General features: G+C 46.5%; 20 protein-coding genes. 9 read left to right on the top strand and 11 right to left on the bottom strand.

Annotated elements, in window-relative coordinates:
• Position 1: 1 nt before the first annotated feature.
• The 8 genes from argB to gatC all read right to left on the bottom strand — a co-directional run bounded on the left by argB (position 2) and on the right by gatC (position 7,618).
• Complete coding sequence (argB, locus tag ICN40_RS07230; RefSeq protein ID WP_072582606.1) at positions 2-904, bottom strand: acetylglutamate kinase; 903 nt, start codon at positions 902-904, stop codon at positions 2-4.
• Positions 905-917: 13 nt separating this feature from the next.
• Positions 918-1,295 (bottom strand): RNA polymerase-binding protein DksA, encoded by a 378-nt coding sequence (gene dksA, locus ICN40_RS07225; RefSeq protein WP_072582887.1) that lies wholly within the window; start codon positions 1,293-1,295, stop codon positions 918-920.
• A gap of 222 nt (positions 1,296-1,517) precedes the next feature.
• Positions 1,518-2,588 carry a GTP-binding protein gene (locus tag ICN40_RS07220; RefSeq protein ID WP_216243131.1) on the bottom strand — a complete coding sequence of 357 codons (1,071 nt, stop codon included), beginning with the start codon at positions 2,586-2,588 and terminating at the stop codon, positions 1,518-1,520.
• A 69-nt stretch (positions 2,589-2,657) separates the two neighbouring features.
• Complete coding sequence (locus ICN40_RS07215; protein ID WP_216243129.1) at positions 2,658-3,659, bottom strand: tyrosine recombinase XerC; 1,002 nt, start codon at positions 3,657-3,659, stop codon at positions 2,658-2,660.
• On the bottom strand, positions 3,640-4,314 hold the full coding sequence (locus tag ICN40_RS07210; protein WP_216243127.1) for a DUF484 family protein: 675 nt from the start codon (positions 4,312-4,314) through the stop codon (positions 3,640-3,642). The genes ICN40_RS07215 and ICN40_RS07210 overlap by 20 nt, the downstream gene beginning before the upstream one ends.
• A 27-nt stretch (positions 4,315-4,341) precedes the next feature.
• Entirely contained in the window at positions 4,342-5,811 is a 1,470-nt protein-coding gene (gatB, locus tag ICN40_RS07205; protein WP_216243369.1) for an Asp-tRNA(Asn)/Glu-tRNA(Gln) amidotransferase subunit GatB, read from the bottom strand.
• Positions 5,811-7,328, bottom strand: coding sequence for an Asp-tRNA(Asn)/Glu-tRNA(Gln) amidotransferase subunit GatA (gene gatA / locus ICN40_RS07200; protein WP_216243126.1), 1,518 nt, complete (start codon positions 7,326-7,328; stop codon positions 5,811-5,813). The genes gatB and gatA overlap by 1 nt, the downstream gene beginning before the upstream one ends.
• Positions 7,325-7,618, bottom strand: a complete 294-nt coding sequence (gatC, locus tag ICN40_RS07195) for an Asp-tRNA(Asn)/Glu-tRNA(Gln) amidotransferase subunit GatC (RefSeq protein WP_216243125.1) — start codon at positions 7,616-7,618, stop codon at positions 7,325-7,327. Before gatC ends, gatA begins: the two co-directional genes overlap by 4 nt.
• A gap of 59 nt (positions 7,619-7,677) precedes the next feature.
• Here gatC and ICN40_RS07190 point away from each other — a divergent pair, with 59 nt between their 5' ends.
• The 5 genes from ICN40_RS07190 to rodA are packed head-to-tail and all read left to right on the top strand — an operon-like array spanning position 7,678 to position 13,251.
• Positions 7,678-8,721: a rod shape-determining protein gene (locus ICN40_RS07190; protein ID WP_068319852.1), complete on the top strand. Its 1,044-nt coding sequence runs from the start codon at positions 7,678-7,680 to the stop codon at positions 8,719-8,721.
• A 24-nt stretch (positions 8,722-8,745) separates the two neighbouring features.
• Positions 8,746-9,681 carry a rod shape-determining protein MreC gene (gene mreC / locus ICN40_RS07185; protein ID WP_215358759.1) on the top strand — a complete coding sequence of 312 codons (936 nt, stop codon included), beginning with the start codon at positions 8,746-8,748 and terminating at the stop codon, positions 9,679-9,681.
• On the top strand, positions 9,678-10,202 hold the full coding sequence (gene mreD, locus ICN40_RS07180; protein WP_216243123.1) for a rod shape-determining protein MreD: 525 nt from the start codon (positions 9,678-9,680) through the stop codon (positions 10,200-10,202). Before mreC ends, mreD begins: the two co-directional genes overlap by 4 nt.
• Before the next feature lie 8 nt (positions 10,203-10,210).
• Positions 10,211-12,118 (top strand): penicillin-binding protein 2, encoded by a 1,908-nt coding sequence (mrdA, locus tag ICN40_RS07175; RefSeq protein WP_216243121.1) that lies wholly within the window; start codon positions 10,211-10,213, stop codon positions 12,116-12,118.
• The gene (gene rodA / locus ICN40_RS07170) at positions 12,100-13,251 is read left to right on the top strand and encodes a rod shape-determining protein RodA (protein ID WP_216243119.1); all 1,152 of its coding nucleotides are present in this window, start codon (positions 12,100-12,102) and stop codon (positions 13,249-13,251) included. Before mrdA ends, rodA begins: the two co-directional genes overlap by 19 nt.
• Positions 13,252-13,340: 89 nt before the next feature.
• Here rodA and ICN40_RS07165 read toward each other — a convergent pair whose 3' ends face one another.
• Together ICN40_RS07165 and ICN40_RS07160 are read right to left on the bottom strand one after the other, a co-directional pair.
• On the bottom strand, positions 13,341-13,661 hold the full coding sequence (locus tag ICN40_RS07165; RefSeq protein ID WP_011903860.1) for an HU family DNA-binding protein: 321 nt from the start codon (positions 13,659-13,661) through the stop codon (positions 13,341-13,343).
• Between the two features lie 77 nt (positions 13,662-13,738).
• Entirely contained in the window at positions 13,739-14,104 is a 366-nt protein-coding gene (locus ICN40_RS07160) for a hypothetical protein (RefSeq protein WP_072582885.1), read from the bottom strand.
• A 157-nt stretch (positions 14,105-14,261) separates the two neighbouring features.
• Here ICN40_RS07160 and ICN40_RS07155 point away from each other — a divergent pair, with 157 nt between their 5' ends.
• Positions 14,262-15,158, top strand: a complete 897-nt coding sequence (locus ICN40_RS07155; RefSeq protein ID WP_216243367.1) for an aspartyl/asparaginyl beta-hydroxylase domain-containing protein — start codon at positions 14,262-14,264, stop codon at positions 15,156-15,158.
• A gap of 15 nt (positions 15,159-15,173) precedes the next feature.
• Here the strand turns inward: ICN40_RS07155 and ICN40_RS07150 are convergent, their stop codons facing one another.
• Positions 15,174-15,470: a DUF167 domain-containing protein gene (locus ICN40_RS07150; protein WP_216243117.1), complete on the bottom strand. Its 297-nt coding sequence runs from the start codon at positions 15,468-15,470 to the stop codon at positions 15,174-15,176.
• Between the two features lie 22 nt (positions 15,471-15,492).
• Between ICN40_RS07150 and can the strand changes: the two genes are divergently transcribed.
• The 3 genes from can to ICN40_RS07135 are packed head-to-tail and all read left to right on the top strand — an operon-like array spanning position 15,493 to position 17,843.
• Positions 15,493-16,164 carry a carbonate dehydratase gene (gene can, locus ICN40_RS07145; RefSeq protein ID WP_072582594.1) on the top strand — a complete coding sequence of 224 codons (672 nt, stop codon included), beginning with the start codon at positions 15,493-15,495 and terminating at the stop codon, positions 16,162-16,164.
• Between the two features lies 1 nt (position 16,165).
• Positions 16,166-17,065, top strand: coding sequence for a lipid A biosynthesis acyltransferase (locus ICN40_RS07140; RefSeq protein WP_216243114.1), 900 nt, complete (start codon positions 16,166-16,168; stop codon positions 17,063-17,065).
• A 25-nt stretch (positions 17,066-17,090) separates the two neighbouring features.
• A complete protein-coding gene (locus ICN40_RS07135) occupies positions 17,091-17,843 on the top strand; it encodes a metallophosphoesterase (RefSeq protein WP_216243112.1) in 753 nt (250 codons plus the stop codon).
• Positions 17,844-17,846 lie beyond the last annotated feature (3 nt).

Below are 17,846 nucleotides of genomic sequence, written 5' to 3'. Positions count from 1 at the left end.
CTTATCTAGAGCGGATCATCGTACCAAACGCTTGCTCGGTCAGAATTTCTAACAATAAAGAATGCTCAATGCGGCCATCAATGATGTGCACTGAATTCACGCCGCTCTTAGCCGCATCTAATGCAGAAGAAATCTTCGGCAACATGCCGCCAGAAATAGTGCCATCAGCAAAGAGTGCATCAATTTCTCGCGCAGTTAAATCTGTCAGTAACTTACCGTCTTTATCCATCACGCCCGGAATGTTAGTCATCATGACCAACTTCTCCGCGTGAAGAATTTCAGCCATCTTGCCAGCCACCAAGTCAGCGTTAATGTTGTAAGCCTGGCCTTCTGCACTAAAGCCAATAGGAGAAATCACCGGAATAAACGCGTCATCTTGCAGAGCCTTAACGACAGCAGGATTAATTGCTTCAATTTCACCAACAAAACCGATATCTATTTTTTTGCCTGGCTCCGTGTCACTCGGAATCATCATTTTTTTAGCATGAATCAAGCCGCCGTCTTTACCTGTCAAGCCAACAGCCTGGCCACCAAAGTGGTTGATCAACATCACAATATCCTGCTGCACCTCGCCACCTAGAACCCACTCCACTACTTCCATGGTTTCTTCATCGGTTACGCGCATACCTTGAATAAAAGTGCCGGTCTTACCAATCTTCTTTAAGGCCTCATCAATTTGTGGGCCTCCGCCATGAACCACTACTGGGTTCATGCCGACCAGTTTTAACAAGATAACGTCGCGCGCAAAACTTTCTTTGAGGCGCTCTTCCACCATCGCGTTTCCGCCGTACTTAATCACAATAGTCTTGCCGTGATACGCGCGGATATAAGGCAAAGCCTCAGCAAGAATCTCCGCCTTTAATAGAGGAGAGATATCACTAATAGTTGGTAAATGCTTAGTCATCGCTACTTAAAATTTATTCGCCAAATAATTTTTGACGGAGTTCACGACGCTCTTGAGCCTCAAGAGATAGATTGGCTGTAGGCCTTGCAATTAAACGGTTCAAGCCGATTGGCTCACCAGTTTCTTCGCACCATCCATAGTCGCCAGACTCAATGCGCGCCAATGCTTGCTCTACTTTTTTGAGCAGCTTGCGCTCACGATCACGCGTGCGCAATTCCAATGCATGCTCCTCTTCGATCGTTGCACGATCAGCGGGATCAGGAACCAAAATATTTTCACGCAGATGCTCTGTTGTCTCAGAGGCATTCTTCAAAATGTCGTTTTTTAGAGTGAGCAGTTTTTGACGGAAAAAATCTAACTGCGCAGCACTCATGTAGTCCTTGTCGGACATCTTGAGCAACTCTGCCTCAGTTAATGGAGCACCTTTTGCAACCTTAGCGCTTGCAGCCTTGCTACTAGCTTTTGCAGCGGTTGCTGGTTTTGTTGCTGTTTTTACCGTCATCTCATTCTTTCCTGGTTTGAAGCATTATTGCCTCATTCTGCCAAACTTTTACGGCCCTTTTATTAATATTCATCAATATGGGCCGTGGCGGCGGATTGTACCCGAATCTTGCTAGGCCAAACAGCCCTCAAGCCCTGCCAATAGGGTGTCCTTGGGCAAATCGATGCCTATGAAGACCATACGGGTTTGCTTGGGTTCTGTGCCCCATGGGCCAGCTAAATCACTGCCCATCATCTGGTGAACGCCCTGGAACACTACTTTTCGGCTGCTTCCCTTCACGTAGAGCACGCCTTTATAGCGCAACATCTTCTCTCCAAAGACCTCCAAAATGCCCCCCAGGAAGTCTTCCAACTTTTTGTGATTAAAGGGTTTATCACTACGAAAAACAAAGGATTGGATGCGATCAGTATGGCCAGCATGGCCATGGTGTTGGTGCTGGTGGTCGTGACTATGATCATGGCCACAGGTACTATGATCATGATCGTGACTATGGTCGTGACCACAATCCGCATGGTCATGGTCGTCCTGCTCCAAGAAATGAGGGTCAATATCCAGCTTGGCATTGAGATTGAAGCCCTTGAGGTCTAAGACAGCATTCAAGGGCACCACACCCTTAGAAATGCCTGTAATAGGCGCCCTTGGATTCATATGCATCAGGCGATTACGTAAGGCATCCACTTCAGCAGGCGTCACTAAATCGGTCTTAGTAATAAATATTTGGTCGGCAAAGCCAACTTGGCGCTGAGCCTCTTCGTGCTCATTGAGTTGTTGCTGACCGTGCTTGGCATCCACCAGAGTCACTACAGCATCTAAAACATAATGATCCGCTACATCATCATCCATAAAGAATGTCTGAGCGACGGGGCCAGGATTGGCAACACCTGTGGTTTCAATGACAACGCGATCAAAGCTAATCTTCTTATCTTTGCGCTGCTCCCAAAGCTCATTTAAAGCATCCACGAGATCGCCGCGAATGGTGCAGCAAATACAGCCATTGCTCATTTGCACAATGTTCTCTTGGTTATCCTGCACCAAGATGTCGTTATCAATATTCTCTTCACCGAACTCATTCTCAATGACGGCAATTTTTTTGCCATGCTCTTCAGTCAAGATGTGTTTAAGCAAAGTGGTTTTGCCGCTTCCCAAGAAGCCCGTCAAAATCGTTACCGGAATTAATGCCATGGATGATCCAATCAAAATCTAAAAGCCAACAATTCCCAAAGTGGGAAACCTTCTATCTTACCGAGTTCCTCAGCCTTTGCCAGCCTTTGCGCGGGGATGCGCTTTATCGTATGCCTGAGCTAGGTGCTGAAAATCTAAAGACGTATAAATCTGGGTACTAGCAATGCTAGCGTGCCCCAGCATCTCCTGCACCGCTCTTAAATCTTGTGAGGATTGCAGCACGTGGCTGGCAAAGCTATGGCGCATCATATGAGGGTGCACATGAGTGGGTAAACCAGCACGCATGGCTAAAGTACGCAATCTCGCTTGCACCGTACGCGGCGATAAGCGCTTACCTGTTGCCGACAAAAACAAGGCGATGGATTCTTCTGGATAAGTTCCAGCATCGCGCAGCTCTCGCCATGTAGCAAGTGATTTCATGGCAGGGGCTCCAACTGGAACAGAGCGTCGTTTGCCGCCCTTACCTAAAACCGTTACTTCAGCAGCATCCCAATCGAACCAGCCAGCAGATTCCTGTTGGCGATCTTTGCTTTGCATTACATCAATCCCCAAGAGCTCTGAAAGGCGCAAGCCAGAGGAATATAGCAAATCAATAATGGCAGCGTCGCGGATGGATTCCAAATCCTTTTTTTCTTCGGCCTCTTTGACTGCTTGGTTTACCAAGGAAAGCGCCTGCTCGACGGATAATGCCTTGGGTAAAGACTTCAGACGCTTGGGTGCCTTGACGTCGTCAACCGGATTGGCAATTAAATTGCTGGTTACCTTGCCGGCACGGGCATCGCGTCTGGCATCTTTTTCAGTAAGCCAGTCATACCATCCTCGCCATGCTGAAAGGGCTCTCGCAATACTTCTTGAAGATTTACCTTTGGAATGCAAGCGGCCAGCCCAACGACGTACATGGCCGTTACTCACTCTTAACAACTCAATACTGTCTTCAAGAGCAAAGTTTTGCAGGTCACTCAGGTCCATGCCGTACGCTTTAAGCGTATGCGGCGAAAGTTGACGCAACACATGTAACTCATGCAAATACTCTTGCATGAGAGGATGTAGTTCAGTCGACTTTAATTTCATAAGCCTGGATACGATCCAAAGCTGCAGCAGTTAATTCGGCAATTTGACGCAAATAGAAAGCGCCCATATCCGCCGTAAAGCGGGATTCATCCTTGCTGGCTAACAGCAACACCGCGGGCGATTGAGTGGCACCAATACTTTTGCCTAATGGCAACCCAATGGCCACCATGCTTTGCCATTCAGGATTAATGCTTGTCTGGCTTGCTAACAAATCTACGCTAGCTGCTGCCAACTCCTTAGCAGAGCCGCATAACGGGGTATCTACCCAAGGGCCAAAAGCAGAGTTAGGCGATAGTAATTGCGCAGACTCTACTTCGAATACTTCGGCTAAGCCCGAAGTTATCGCAGACTCCACATCAGCCTTATTGTTGGCCTTCATCAAACGCAATAACCAAGCAACCAAACTTTGTTGGGTTTTGTCATTACGACTTCCAAAGTGCAACATCTCACTTAAGCGACGATTGAGCTCTTGATTTTGTGTACGCAATACCGTCATCTGACGCTCTTGCAAAGAGATCGCACGATCCTCATGTGGATGCTTAATCCGAATCTCATTAAAGAGATCAGCGTAACGCTCAAAGAAGCCTGGGGTTACACGTAACCACTCTGCAACCAATTCTTCTTGTTCGGCTTGCTTTGGATCGATTGCACTCATGTATTTCTTTCTAAATATGTTCTTTGGTTAACCAAGCTTTTTACGTAAGAGCTCGTTTACCTGACCAGGGTTTGCCTTGCCTTGCGAGGCTTTCATGATCTGGCCAATGAGAGCGTTAAACGCCTTCTCTTTGCCCGAGCGGAACTCTTCAACCGATTTCTGGTTAGCTGCTAACACCTGATCAATGATGGCCTCAATGGCTCCACTATCACTAATTTGTTTCAGCCCTTTGGCGTCAATCACCTGATCAACGGTACTGATAGCTTTACCTGCAATCGCTTCTTCCCAAAGAATGGCAAAGATATCTTTAGCGATCTTGTTGGAGATAGTGCCATCAGCCACACGCGTTAGTAATGGCGCTAAATGCTCCGCTTTTAATGGCGCCTCAGCAGTAGCAATACCTGCACGATTTAAGGAGGAAGCAAATTCACCAGCAATTAAATTGGCTGCGGCTTTTGCCAATGGCTTACCTACAATTACTAATAGCTCTTCAAATACTTTTGCGGTGTCTCGGTCCTGCGTTAGTAGCTGCGCATCGTATGCACTTAAGCCAAACTCGGTTTGCCACTGCTCGCGTAATTGGGCTGGCAGCGCAGGCATTTTACTAAGGACATCTGTAATCCATGCATCATCAATCACAACGGGCAATAAGTCAGGATCGGGGAAGTAGCGATAGTCGTTTGCATCTTCTTTACTACGCATACTGCGGGTTTCTTGCCGATCAGGATCGTAAAGTCGGGTTTCTTGAACAACGGTACCGCCATCCTCAATCAACTCGATTTGACGACGCACTTCATATTGAATGGCTTCTTCCAAAAAGCGGAAGGAGTTCAAGTTTTTAATTTCGCAACGGGTACCAAATTCAGTCTGGCCTTTGGGACGCACAGAGACGTTCGCATCACAACGGAAAGAGCCTTCTTGCATATTGCCGTCACAAACCCCAAGCCATACCACCAAGCCATGCAAAGCCTTGGCATAAGCAACGGCTTCAGCGGCGCTGCGCATGACTGGCTCAGTCACGATCTCGAGGAGTGGTGTACCTGCGCGGTTCAGATCAATCCCGCTAGAAGGTTCGCCATGAGGACCTGTAAAGCCCTCTTCATGGACGGATTTACCAGCATCCTCCTCCATATGGGCGCGAGTCAATTCAACTACTTTTATTTCATCCCCGACCAAGATCGCCAGATGACCACCAACAACCACTGGGATCTCCATCTGACTGATTTGATAGCCCTTAGGTAGATCAGGATAAAAATAATTTTTGCGGGCAAAGATACTTGCTGGCGAAATCTTCGCATTCACTGCCAAACCAAAACGAATCGCATGTTCAACAGCCTGACGATTAAGCACCGGCAAAACACCAGGTAGTGCTAAATCCACTGCGCATGCTTGCGTGTTTGGGGCTGCACCAAAGCGTGTACTTGCACCGCTAAAAATCTTGGATTGAGTTTGTAGCTGAGCGTGGGTCTCTAGACCAATGACGACTTCCCATTGCATCATGCCACCTCGCTTGCTGGACGCAAATGCCAATCGCTGGCTTGCTGATATTGATGCGCCACTTGCAACAAGCGTGCTTCAGAAAAATAATTGCCAATGAGCTGCATGCCAATAGGCAAAATATTTCCATTAAATCCACATGGGACACTCATCGCCGGTAAACCTGCCAAGTTTGTAGAAAGCGTATAAATATCTTCTAGATACATTTGCACGGGATCTTTAGATTTCTCGCCCAAACGCCAAGCCACATCAGGGGCTACAGGCCCCAGGATGACATCGCACTGATTGAATGCAGCCTGAAAGTCTGCCGCAATAATGCGACGAATTTTTTGTGCCTGCAGGTAATAAGCATCATAGTAACCATGACAAAGAACATACGTTCCAATCATGATGCGGCGTTTAACTTCGGCACCAAAACCTTCGGTACGTGACTTGGCATACATATCATTGAGATCGCGATACTCATTGGCACGAAACCCATAACGCACGCCATCAAAGCGACTCAAATTACTCGATGCTTCTGCTGGCGCTAAAACGTAATACACTGGTATGGATAACTTGGTTTTAGGCAAACTCACTTCAACCAACGATGCACCTAAGTTTTCTAAAAGCTTGGCTGCTTCATTAACGGATTTCGCTACATCACTTGCCAAACCTTCAGCAAAGAATTCTTTTGGCAAACCAACACGCAAACCTTCCAATGGTTTTGCGGGATTGGTATTACCTTCCTTCCAATGTTGATTGAGATAACGACCGTAATCTTCACCAGAATCAGCCAAGGAGGTAGAGTCACGCGGATCATGCGAAGACATTGCAGACAGCAACAAGGCGCAATCTTCTGCAGTTTTGCCCATCGGCCCAGCTTGATCTAGCGAGGAAGCGTAAGCAATCATGCCGTAGCGCGACACGCGCCCATAACTGGGCTTAATACCGGTTAATCCACAAAATGCTGCTGGCTGACGAATGGAGCCGCCCGTATCTGTGCCAGTCGCAATTGGAGCCAAACCAGCCGCAACAGCTGCAGCCGAGCCACCCGATGAACCGCCGGCCACGTGGGCAGAATTCCATGGGTTTAGTACAGGGCCATAGGCAGAGTTCTCGTTAGACGAGCCCATCGCAAACTCGTCCATATTGGTTTTACCCAAACAAACCATTCCAGCGCCATGGGGATTACCTTCGTCTGGGATTCCCAGATTGGCAACCACCGTGGCATCAAAAGGACTTTGATATCCAGCCAAGATTTTGGACGCCGCAGTGGACTTCCAGCCACGCGTTACAAAGACATCTTTGTGGGCAACAGGGATGCCCGTCAACTTACCAGATTTTCCAGATAAAATAAGCTGATCTGCTTTATTTGCTTGCTCTAAGCTTAAGTGAGCATTCACATCAAGGTATGCATTCCACTGTTTTCCAGCCTCAATACGATCCAAAAAGTATTGGGTTAATTCCTTGCTGGAGACCTCTTTTGCAGCCAGTGCTTTTGCCATCAAAGCGATAGGGGTGTTGTGCCAACTCATTCGATCACCTTTGGCACCAAGAAATAGCCGTCATGCTGAGCAGGGGAAGATTGCATGTTTTCGGCACGATGGTCTGATTCGGTAACCTGGTCAACACGCATGGGTTGGGCCAAATCACGCAAAAAGAGAATTGGGTGAGCCAAAGGCTCAAGACCACTTGTATCAACGGCTTGCATTTCCTCAACCAAGGAAAAAATGGCCTGTAATTGAGGCAAAACTGCCTCGGCTTCTGCCTGGTTTAACTCAAGCCTAGATAGGTGCGCAATGCGCTGGACATCATCAAGTTTCATGGGACGAGAGTATCATTCCTATATATTTTCATTAACACTTTCTATTTTCCCACTACATCATGTTTGGTTTTTTCCGCAGCTACTTTTCCAATGACCTAGCCATCGACCTAGGAACCGCTAACACCTTAATTTATATGCGTGAGCGGGGTATTGTCCTCGATGAACCTTCTGTTGTGGCAATTCGCCAAGAAGGTGGGCCAAACGGCAAAAAGACCATTTTGGCCGTCGGCAAAGAGGCAAAAGCGATGTTGGGTCGTGTTCCAGGGAATATTGAGGCCATTCGCCCAATGAAGGATGGCGTTATCGCTGACTTCACCATCACCGAACAAATGCTCAAGCAATTTATCAAACTTGTGCATGAAAGCAAATTATTAAAGCCGAGTCCACGCATCATCATTTGCGTTCCTTGCGGATCTACCCAAGTTGAACGTCGTGCGATTCGCGAATCTGCATTAGGCGCTGGTGCATCACAAGTATTTCTGATTGAAGAACCAATGGCAGCTGCAATTGGTTCTGGCTTGCCTGTCTCAGAAGCTGCGGGTTCGATGGTTGTCGACATCGGCGGCGGTACAACTGAAGTTGGCGTCATGTCATTAGGCGGCATGGTTTACAAAGGCTCTGTTCGTGTTGGTGGCGATAAGTTTGATGAAGCGATTACCAATTACATTCGTCGTAACTACGGGATGTTGATTGGCGAACAAACTGCTGAGCTGATTAAGAAAACGATTGGCTCAGCTTTCCCTGGCGCTGAAGTGCGCGAGATGGAAGTAAAGGGTCGCAATCTTTCTGAAGGTATTCCACGTAGCTTCACCGTTACTAGCAACGAAATTCTGGAAGCATTAACTGATCCATTGAATCAAATCGTGACTGCGGTAAAAGCAGCTCTCGAGCAGATTCCACCTGAGTTGGCATCCGATATTGCTGAACGCGGCATGATGCTTACTGGCGGCGGAGCCTTATTGCGCGACCTCGATCGCCTCTTGCTTGAAGAAACTGGTTTGCCAATTCATGTGGCAGAAGATCCCTTAACTTGCGTGGCTCGTGGTTGCGGTATCGCACTCGAGCGCATGGATAAGTTAGGCGGAGTGTTCTCGCACGAGTAAGCGACATACACGTCGACCAGGGAATTGCAACATAGCGCTCCACCACTTTTCAGACAGGGCATTCCGGCCTTACTTAAACTGATTGTCTGTCTGTCGATCAGCATCGCTCTGATGCTGATCGATTTTCGTTTCAAAGCACTCGACCCCATTCGCAACAACGTCAATTGGATTTTGCGTCCACTTGAATATGTCATGATGGCGCCGCGCAATGCCTTCGAAGCGACGTCTGAGTATTTCACAACCAGATCGACTCTTGATCAAGAAAACCAAGTAATGAAAGTGCGTCAAGCAGAACTTTCTTTGCTGGCAAATCAATCTGAATTTTTGATGGTGGAAAACCAAAACCTGCGCGAGCTCATGACTTTGCAAAAACAGGTTCCATTCAAAACATTGCCGGTAGAAATTCTGTTTAACCCACCCAATCCAATTTCACAACGCATCGTAATCAATCGCGGCAGTAATGATGGTCTAAAGCTTGGCAACCCGATTGCCAATGATTCCGGGATTTTGGGCCAAGTGGTCCGTCTCTATGAGCGCTCTGCTGAGGTTTCCCTGTTGGAGGACCGTGATTTTGCCGTTCCAGTCCAAGTGGCCCGCAACGGCCTTCGTGCAGCCGTATTCGGCGCAGGGCGCGGCAACCCACTGGAACTTCGCTATTTACCGGTAGCCAGTGATTTGGAAGTTGGCGATATTTTGCTGACCTCGGGGATCGATGGCGTTTACCCTCCAGGGTTTGCAGTAGCAGTGATTAGCAAAATAGAGCGCAATGTTGATAAGAACTCTTCTAACGTCTTTTGTGTTCCCGTTGCGGCAGTAAATCGCTATCGTCAAGCGCTTGCACTGTTGTACGATCCGCAACTTGATGCCAAAGCGGCAACTGTGAATAACAAATCCACTTCTGGTGCGCCGCTCAGCAATACGCCGGGCAGACGCCAAACTCGCGCGCGAGGCATGCAATGATCGATTTCCAGAGCGGCTATATTCTGCGCCCGGTAAATCCGGTCTTTATTTATTTCAGCCTATTTTGTGCGCTGCTATTAAACCTATTACCCATTGGTAATTACGGTTGGGTGCCAGATTGGTTAATCCTGTGTATTGTTTTTTGGAATATTCATCAGCATCGCTATGTCAGTGTCATCACGGCCTTCATTTTGGGCTTGATGATGGATGTACATAATTCCGATTTATTAGGATTGCACGCCTTTAGTTACTCTCTGGTCGCCTACCTTGCTATCTCATGGCACAGGCGTATCGTGGCCCTTACTGTTCTTTCGCAAGCCCTACACCTACTTCCCATTTTCTTATTGGTATCGCTATTTCCTGTGCTGGCACACTGGCTGCTCAGCGGTGAAGTCTATTGGTGGGCCTTAACAGGCGCGATCCAGGCTTTGATTGAAGCAATACTTTGGCCGCTAGCTACCCGCATCTTGCTTGCGCCGCAACGTCGCCCTATAGATGTTGATCACAATCGACCCCTTTAAGAAGCGGCATGGTTTCTTTTAAAAAACCGGATCTCGACTCTTTTCAAGAGCGCATTCATATTGCGACTCTATTTGTCACGTTTTGCTTTTTACTACTCATTACCCGTCTTGTATGGCTACAACTAATAAGCCACGGAAAATACGCACTTCTGGCTGAAAGCAATCGCATTGCCTTGGTTCCAGCGCCGGCAAATCGCGGGCTCATTATTGATCGCAATGGCATCGTTATTGGTCGAAATTATTCTGCCCTTACCTTGGATGTGAACGCTGAAGAAGTCAAAGGGAATGTAGATCAGCTCATCAATGATCTTTCTGAAATCGTTGCTATTTCGCCTCGGGATCGTCGCAATTTCAAGCGCTCCCTGGAGGATTCTCGCAATATGGGCACTTTCCCCCTGCGCTCCATGCTCAACGAGACCGAAACTGCCCGATTTATGGCCAATCGCTATCGCTTTCCTGGGGTAGAAATCCGGGCTAGAAGCTTTCGGGAGTACCCATACAACGAATTAGCCTCTCACCTGATTGGCTATATTGGCCGCGTTTCGCAACGCGACAAAGAGCGCATGCAGACTGAAATTGAGGACGCCAAGGCCGATGATCCCGATGCTTTGCAGGCTTCCTTTTTGCGTGGCATTCAGTACGTAGGCAAGATTGGTTTAGAGCAAAGCTATGAAAATGTTTTGCGTGGCGTGCCTGGTTACGATCAAGTAGAAATTACTGCGGGCGGCAAACCGGTGCGTACACTTTCAAGCTCCCCTTCAGTTCCCGGCAAAAATGTAGTTCTCTCCGTTGATATCAAGCTCCAATATTTAGTTGAGCAACTATATGGAAATTTCCGCGGTGCATTTGTGGCCATTGAACCAGCGACAGGTGATGTATTGGCTTTTGTCTCTAAGCCCAACTTCAATCCGAATGATTTTGTGGAAGGCATTGATTCGGTGACTTGGAAAGAGTTGAATGACTCTCCACAGAAGCCGCTCTATAACCGCCCACTAAAAGGAATCTATCCACCCGGATCTACTTACAAACCTTTCATGGCATTAGCCGCTTTAGAAAATAAAAAGCGTACTCCATCACAAACAATTTCGGATCCTGGCTACTTTGACTTTGGCAACCACACCTTCCGGGATGATAAAAAAGGTGGTCACGGAATTGTCGATATGCAAAAGTCGATTGTTGAATCTTGTGACACGTATTACTACATGCTTGCTCGAGACATGGGGGTAAACATGATTGCCGATTTTATGAAGCCATTGGGCTTTGGTCAAATCACTGGCATTGATTTACAAGGCGAAGCAAGGGGTGTTTTGCCATCCACCGAGTGGAAGAAAAATACTTTCAAAAAACCTGAGCAGCAAAAGTGGTACGAGGGTGAAACTATTTCCTTGGGTATTGGACAGGGTTACAACGCTTTCACAATCTTGCAATTAGCCCATGCCATGGCAAACGTAGCTAATAACGGTATTGTGATGAAGCCGCACTTAGTCAAAGCCATTGAAGATCCATTTACTCGCAACAGAGTGCTGACAACCCCAAAAGAAAGTTATCGGATCGATCTCAATGCTGAGAATATTGAAGTGATTAAGAAGGCCATGGTCGAGGTTAATAACTCTGGCACATCTGCCGCAGCATTTAAAGGAACTGGATATCAAGCGGGCGGAAAAACCGGAACTGCGCAGGTATTTAGTTTGAACTCCAAAGATTACAAACATGGATCCACAGCAGAATTTTTGCGCGACCATGCCTTGTATATCGCATTTGCTCCAGCGGATAAACCAACCATTGTGATTGCGATGGTTGTAGAGAACGCAGGCTTCGGCGCGCAGTATGCCGCTCCGATTGCACGTCAAGCATTGGACTACTACATTGAGGGCAAGTGGCCCAAGGAGGTTCCGGAATGGAAAAGAGCCCCTTAATCAAAGTTAAAAGATTTTTCTCCAGCATCTTCGCTGGTTTAGACCGCCAGCTAGGCTTTATTCTGCTTGGCTTAGCGGCTGTTGGCTTTTTTACTTTTTTATCTGCAAGTCAAAATACTCCCGTACAAATTACAGATGAATTGCGCAATCTCGCACTCTCGTTTTTAGTGATGTGGATCGTTTCACGCATTCCACCAAAGTGGCTAGAGATGGGTGCAGTTTGGATTTATGGATTTGGTGTTGCCCTCTTAATCGCAGTAGCCGTATTCGGACTCATTAAAAAGGGTGCTCGTCGCTGGCTCAATATTGGAGTTGTCATTCAGCCATCCGAGATCATGAAGATTGCGATGCCACTGATGCTTGCTTGGTACTTTCAAAAGCGAGAAGGCATTCAAAAATCCTGGGACTATGGTGTTGCTACTGTGATTTTAGCGATACCCGTTTTTTTAATCGCACGCCAACCAGACCTGGGAACTGCGTTACTCGTTTTTGCAGCAGGACTATACGTCATCATCTTGGCGGGCCTGCCGTGGAAATGGATACTGCCATTTGTTGGCTTGGGCGCCATTGGCATTTTGTTAATTATTATTTTTGGCGGCACTATTTGTGCCAATGATGTAGTGTGGCCATTTGTGCACGACTATCAAAAGCATCGCATATGCACTCTGCTAGATCCGACTAGCGACCCACTCGGTAAAGGCTTTCATACCATTCAATCCATGATTGCTATTGGCTCTGGCGGATTCTTTGGCAAAGGTTGGTTCCAAGGAACGCAAGCGCATCTAGAATTTATTCCAGAAAAACATACTGACTTTGTCTTTGCAGTGTTCTCTGAGGAATTTGGTTTATTAGGCAACCTGGTATTGATTGCCTTGTTCTTCGCACTCATTAAAAGAGGCTTAGCGATCTCGGCGAGCGGGCCAAACTTATTTACGCGCCTCTTAGGTGCGTCAGTGACTTTAATTTTCTTTACCTATGCATTTGTCAACATTGGTATGGTGAGCGGTCTCTTGCCGGTAGTTGGAGTGCCACTTCCATTTATTAGTTATGGTGGCACTGCATTGGTGACACTTGGCTTTGGCGCAGGAATATTAATGAGCATCCATCGTCACCGTCGTTTAGTGCAAAGCTAACTCAGCGTAGTGATGAATTGAATTGATTGAGATTTTTGATGCAATAAAAAAGCCCGGCATGCCGGGCTTTTTTATCAACAAAGGAAGAATTACTTCTTACGCTTGTTAACTGAATCTTTAAATGCTTTGCCAGCAGAAAACTTAACAGTTTTTGCAGCAGCAATTTTGAGTGGCTCGCCAGTTTTTGGGTTACGACCCATACGTGCAGCACGTTTGCCAGAAGCAAAAGTACCAAAGCCGATCAGTTGTACTGAGTCACCTTTAGTAACAGCTTTGATAATTGTGTCGATTGCAGAATTCAATGCGAATTCAGCTTTGGCTTTAGAAATCTCCGCGTCGTCAGCAATCGCTGCGATTAGTTCGGCTTTGTTCAAGTGAAGCTCCTTATAGATATTGATGTCAGCGCACATTACGCTTACATGATTTTAACCACAAAAAATTACAAAAATAAAGTTGCGTTACAGCAATTTTTTACTACGACTACAAATTACTCATCCAAAACGGTGATATCAGAAACAAAATACTCGGTATCGCCAAAACAGGTAGTTGGCAAACCAATGTGTTGCTCATACTTAAGAGCCACCTTTTTACCCAAATTAGCATTTATTTTTTGCGCTACAGCATCTTCACGCACCGTAAAGAAGAATTTTTCTGACATTGTGCCTGGCATAGAAACCATGGCTAATTCGCCTTCCCAGGTTTTGCATACGTAACCGCGATTAGAGAATTTCTGGACATACCCCGCACGCTCACCACTGCCATAGCTCCAAGTTAGCATTCCCCACGTATAGACTGAAATACCCACTAACCCAATTAAAACAAGGCTTAAGAGCCACTTTATAAAGCTATTCATAAGATCATCCTTAGCAAAACTCCACATAAACCCTAGGCCGGTTTTCAAACCCTCTGCTTGAAGTATATGAGCATCCGAGCATAAGAAATAGTCAATTTAGGGCTGATATACAAATTAAAATATTAACAATTACCCCACTTAGACAAAGCTCATGGAAATTCGCCACATCATCTTTTTTATTTTTATAGCATCGGCCGTTTACGTCTATTTCAGAGGAAAGGTTCGTTTTGGGGTCATTAGATCTCTTACCGACTACCAAGTGCTTTTGGCTCCCGTAAATGCACTTTTGTATTTATTTTCAAAAGTAAAACCCGGTGCTTTTATTCCAGTAAGCCAATTTCCTGAAATGCAGCTCATCCAAGATAACTGGGAAATGATTCGACAAGAAGCGCTTTCACTGCAGGAAGGCGGATCTATTGCTGCGGCAACTGGATACAACGATATTGGCTTTAACTCCTTCTTTCGTACTGGATGGAAGCGTTTTCACCTCTGCTGGTATGGAAAAGAGGTGCCCTCTGCTCAAGCAGGTTGCCCCAAAACGGTTGCACTGCTTAAATCAATTCCCTCAGTCAAGGCTGCCATGTTTGCCTCACTACCGCCTGGAGCAACGCTGGTGCGCCACCGTGACCCCTATGCGGGCTCCTTGCGGTATCACATTGGCCTAACTACTCCCAACAACCCCAAATGCTTTATTGATGTAGATGGGGAGCGTTATTTCTGGAAAGATGGGGAAGCGGTCATGTTTGATGAAACTTACATTCATTTCGCTGCTAATGAAACAGATCAGCAAAGAATCATCTTATTTTGCGATGTCGAGCGCCCGGTTCACACTAAGGCAGTTACTCTATTCAATCGCTGGTTTGGGCGCTATGTAATGAGCGCTGCATCATCTCAAAATGTTGAAGGTGAAAAAATAGGCTTTGTAAATATTCTGTTTACCTATTTTTACCATCTCCGTGCACAAGCCAAAAAGCTCAAAGCAAAACATCGCTCCGTTTATTACATAGGCAAGTGGGTGCTTATTTTGGGAATCTTATGGGCAATATTTTGGTAAGCGCCGACCTTTAAATCAAGGGCTCAACAACTGTACAATTTGCTCGGGACTGATGGGGCCCCAAATTTCTACTCGTTTCTTGCGGCTATTTTGACCAGAAACGAATTGAATTTGTTTTTGAGGCACCCTTAATTGCTTAGAAAGCCAAGTCAATAAGAGCTCGTTAGCCTTATTTTCCAAGGCAGGCGCCTGTAAAGAAATCTTTAAACAGCCGTCATGCAGGCCAACGACCTTGGTTACTTTGGCTCCTGGCTGACAATGCAAATTTAAGATTATTCCGGCGGGGGTTTGTTTTAACCAATTAGGCGTCATTAAAGTACTTTAAACTGAAAACATGCCATACAAAAATTCTCAAGCCCTAGAGCATCTCTTTACAAGCAACCGAGAGTGGGCCGAAGGCATGATCGCAAAAGATCCCGACTTCTTTAAGCGCCTAGTTAACCAACAGGCACCAGAGTATCTCTGGATTGGCTGCGCAGATAGTCGCGTACCTGCAAACGAAATCGTAGACCTATTGCCAGGCGAGCTATTTGTTCACCGCAACGTGGCTAACGTTGTAGTTCACACTGATCTAAATTGTTTATCCGTTATTCAATTTGCAATTGACTTGCTTAAGGTCAAGCACATTCTGGTGGTTGGTCACTATGGATGTGCCGGTGTCCACGCGGCACTAAGCGATCAACGCGTAGGTCTTGCTGATAACTGGTTGCGTCATGTAAAAGACGTACATCAAAAACATGAGCGTTATTTAGGTGAAGCTATTCCAACTCCTAAGCGTCAAGATCGACTTTGCGAACTCAATGTTATTGAACAAGTAGTTAACGTATGCGAAACAACTATCGTGCAAGATGCTTGGGCGCGTGGACAAGATCTCACTGTTCACGGCTGGGCATATCGTCTTGATACGGGCCTAGTAAATGATTTAGGTATGTCGATCAGCTCTACAGAAGAAATGTTAGTGCGCTATAAGAAGTCCATCAACCGTTACGAATCAGAGCAAAACTAATTTGCTGAAGTCTTTTTCCAATCAAGTAGTCGTCGTTCTACTCAAGCTTCTTGCCCTCTTGCCTTATAGGCTTCTGGTTGCGCTGGGCTACGGCCTTGGATATATTGCGGCTCGAATTCCAAGCGATAGAAGTCGAGTGGTCAAAACAAATCTCCATTTATGCTTTCCAAGCTTAAGTCCGACTGAAGTCGACGATCTTGCCAAAGAGCATTGGCGATTGCTTGGACGCAGTCTCGTAGAGAAAAGTATTATCTGGTGCGGCAGCTCTAAACAACTGAGCAATATGATTGAGGTGAAATCAGCGGTTGACCTCTCAAGCAAGAAACCTCGCATCTTAGTAAACATGCATTTCACAGGGATTGAGGGCAGTATTATTTTGAGCGCGCTCTCCAAAACAAAACATTGGCCGCGCACTTCAGGATTTTTTCAGAGAATGAAGAATCCTTTCTTTAATAAACGAATTGTGGAATGGCGCAACCGTTTTGGCGGGAATTCAATTGATCGCCAAGGCAACGCAAAGGCGATCATCCGAGAAATTCGCAACGGAGACTTCATCATCATTGCGCCGGATCTTGATTTAGGCCTTAAGGATTCTGAATTTGTGCCATTTTTTGGAATTCAAACAAATACCATCACCACCATTTCTCGTTTAGCAAAAATTACTGGCGCTGACGTATGCTTAATGACCACCACATTAAAAGCAGATGAATCAGGTTACCTTTGCGAAATTGGGAAGCCTTTAGAGAATTTTCCTGGGGCAGACCCCAAGTCAGACACCGCACGCCTTAATCAATGCTTTGAGGCAGAAATTCGACTTCGGCCGGCCGAATACTACTGGGTTCACAAGCGCTTTAAAAATCGACCAGATAATGGTCCGAGCCCCTATAACCCTTCTTTCTAGGGGCCTTTTGTCCTATCATTAAGGGATGACTGAACGTATTGGGCTATTTGCCGATCTCCACAGCAATTTAGAGGCTTTTGATGCCTGCATGGCTCGTGCCGAGGAACTTGGCGTTACTCGCATGGTGTTTCTGGGGGACCTCGTGGGCTATAACGCCGACCCTGTTGCACTGCTTGAACGCGTTGCCGGGCTCGTAGAAAATAAAAAAGCGATTGCCCTTCTTGGCAACCATGATGAGGCTGTTTTTAAGGATAGCCGTAATCAAATGAACGCCAGCGCCAATGCCGCAATTGAGTGGACTAAATCTCAATTAAATAATGACCATGTAGATTTCCTTAAAAATCTTCCTCTGATGGTTCAAGAAGATCGGATTTGTTTTGTGCATGCCTCTGCTTACAATCCAGCCGAGTGGAATTACATTACTGACAGCATGAGTGCATGGCGTTGTGTACAAAGCTCTGGCAAAAATTACACTTTTGTTGGTCATGCACATGAGCAAGCGCTTTTTTATCAAAGCGCTGTTGGGAAACTCATTCGATTTGCACCACACCCTGGCGATGAAATTCCGGTACTACCTCATCGCCAATGGGTAGGTGTTGTTGGCTCTCTTGGTCAACCTAGAGATGGCAATCCAGAGGCCTGCTTTGCTGTTTTTGAGCCCGCTTCAGAAGCCCTTACATTTCATCGTACGCCCTACGATCACTACACTGCCGCAGAGAAAGTACGTCGCGCTGGCCTGCCAGAAGACCTGGCAAACCGCCTCATCACCGGCAAATAAACA

It is taken from the genome of Polynucleobacter sp. Fuers-14, assembly GCF_018882045.1.
In the GTDB taxonomy this organism is placed as follows: domain Bacteria; phylum Pseudomonadota; class Gammaproteobacteria; order Burkholderiales; family Burkholderiaceae; genus Polynucleobacter.
The sequence above is the reverse complement of the archived record's forward strand: the minus strand, read 5'-3'. Positions and strand labels throughout refer to the sequence as shown.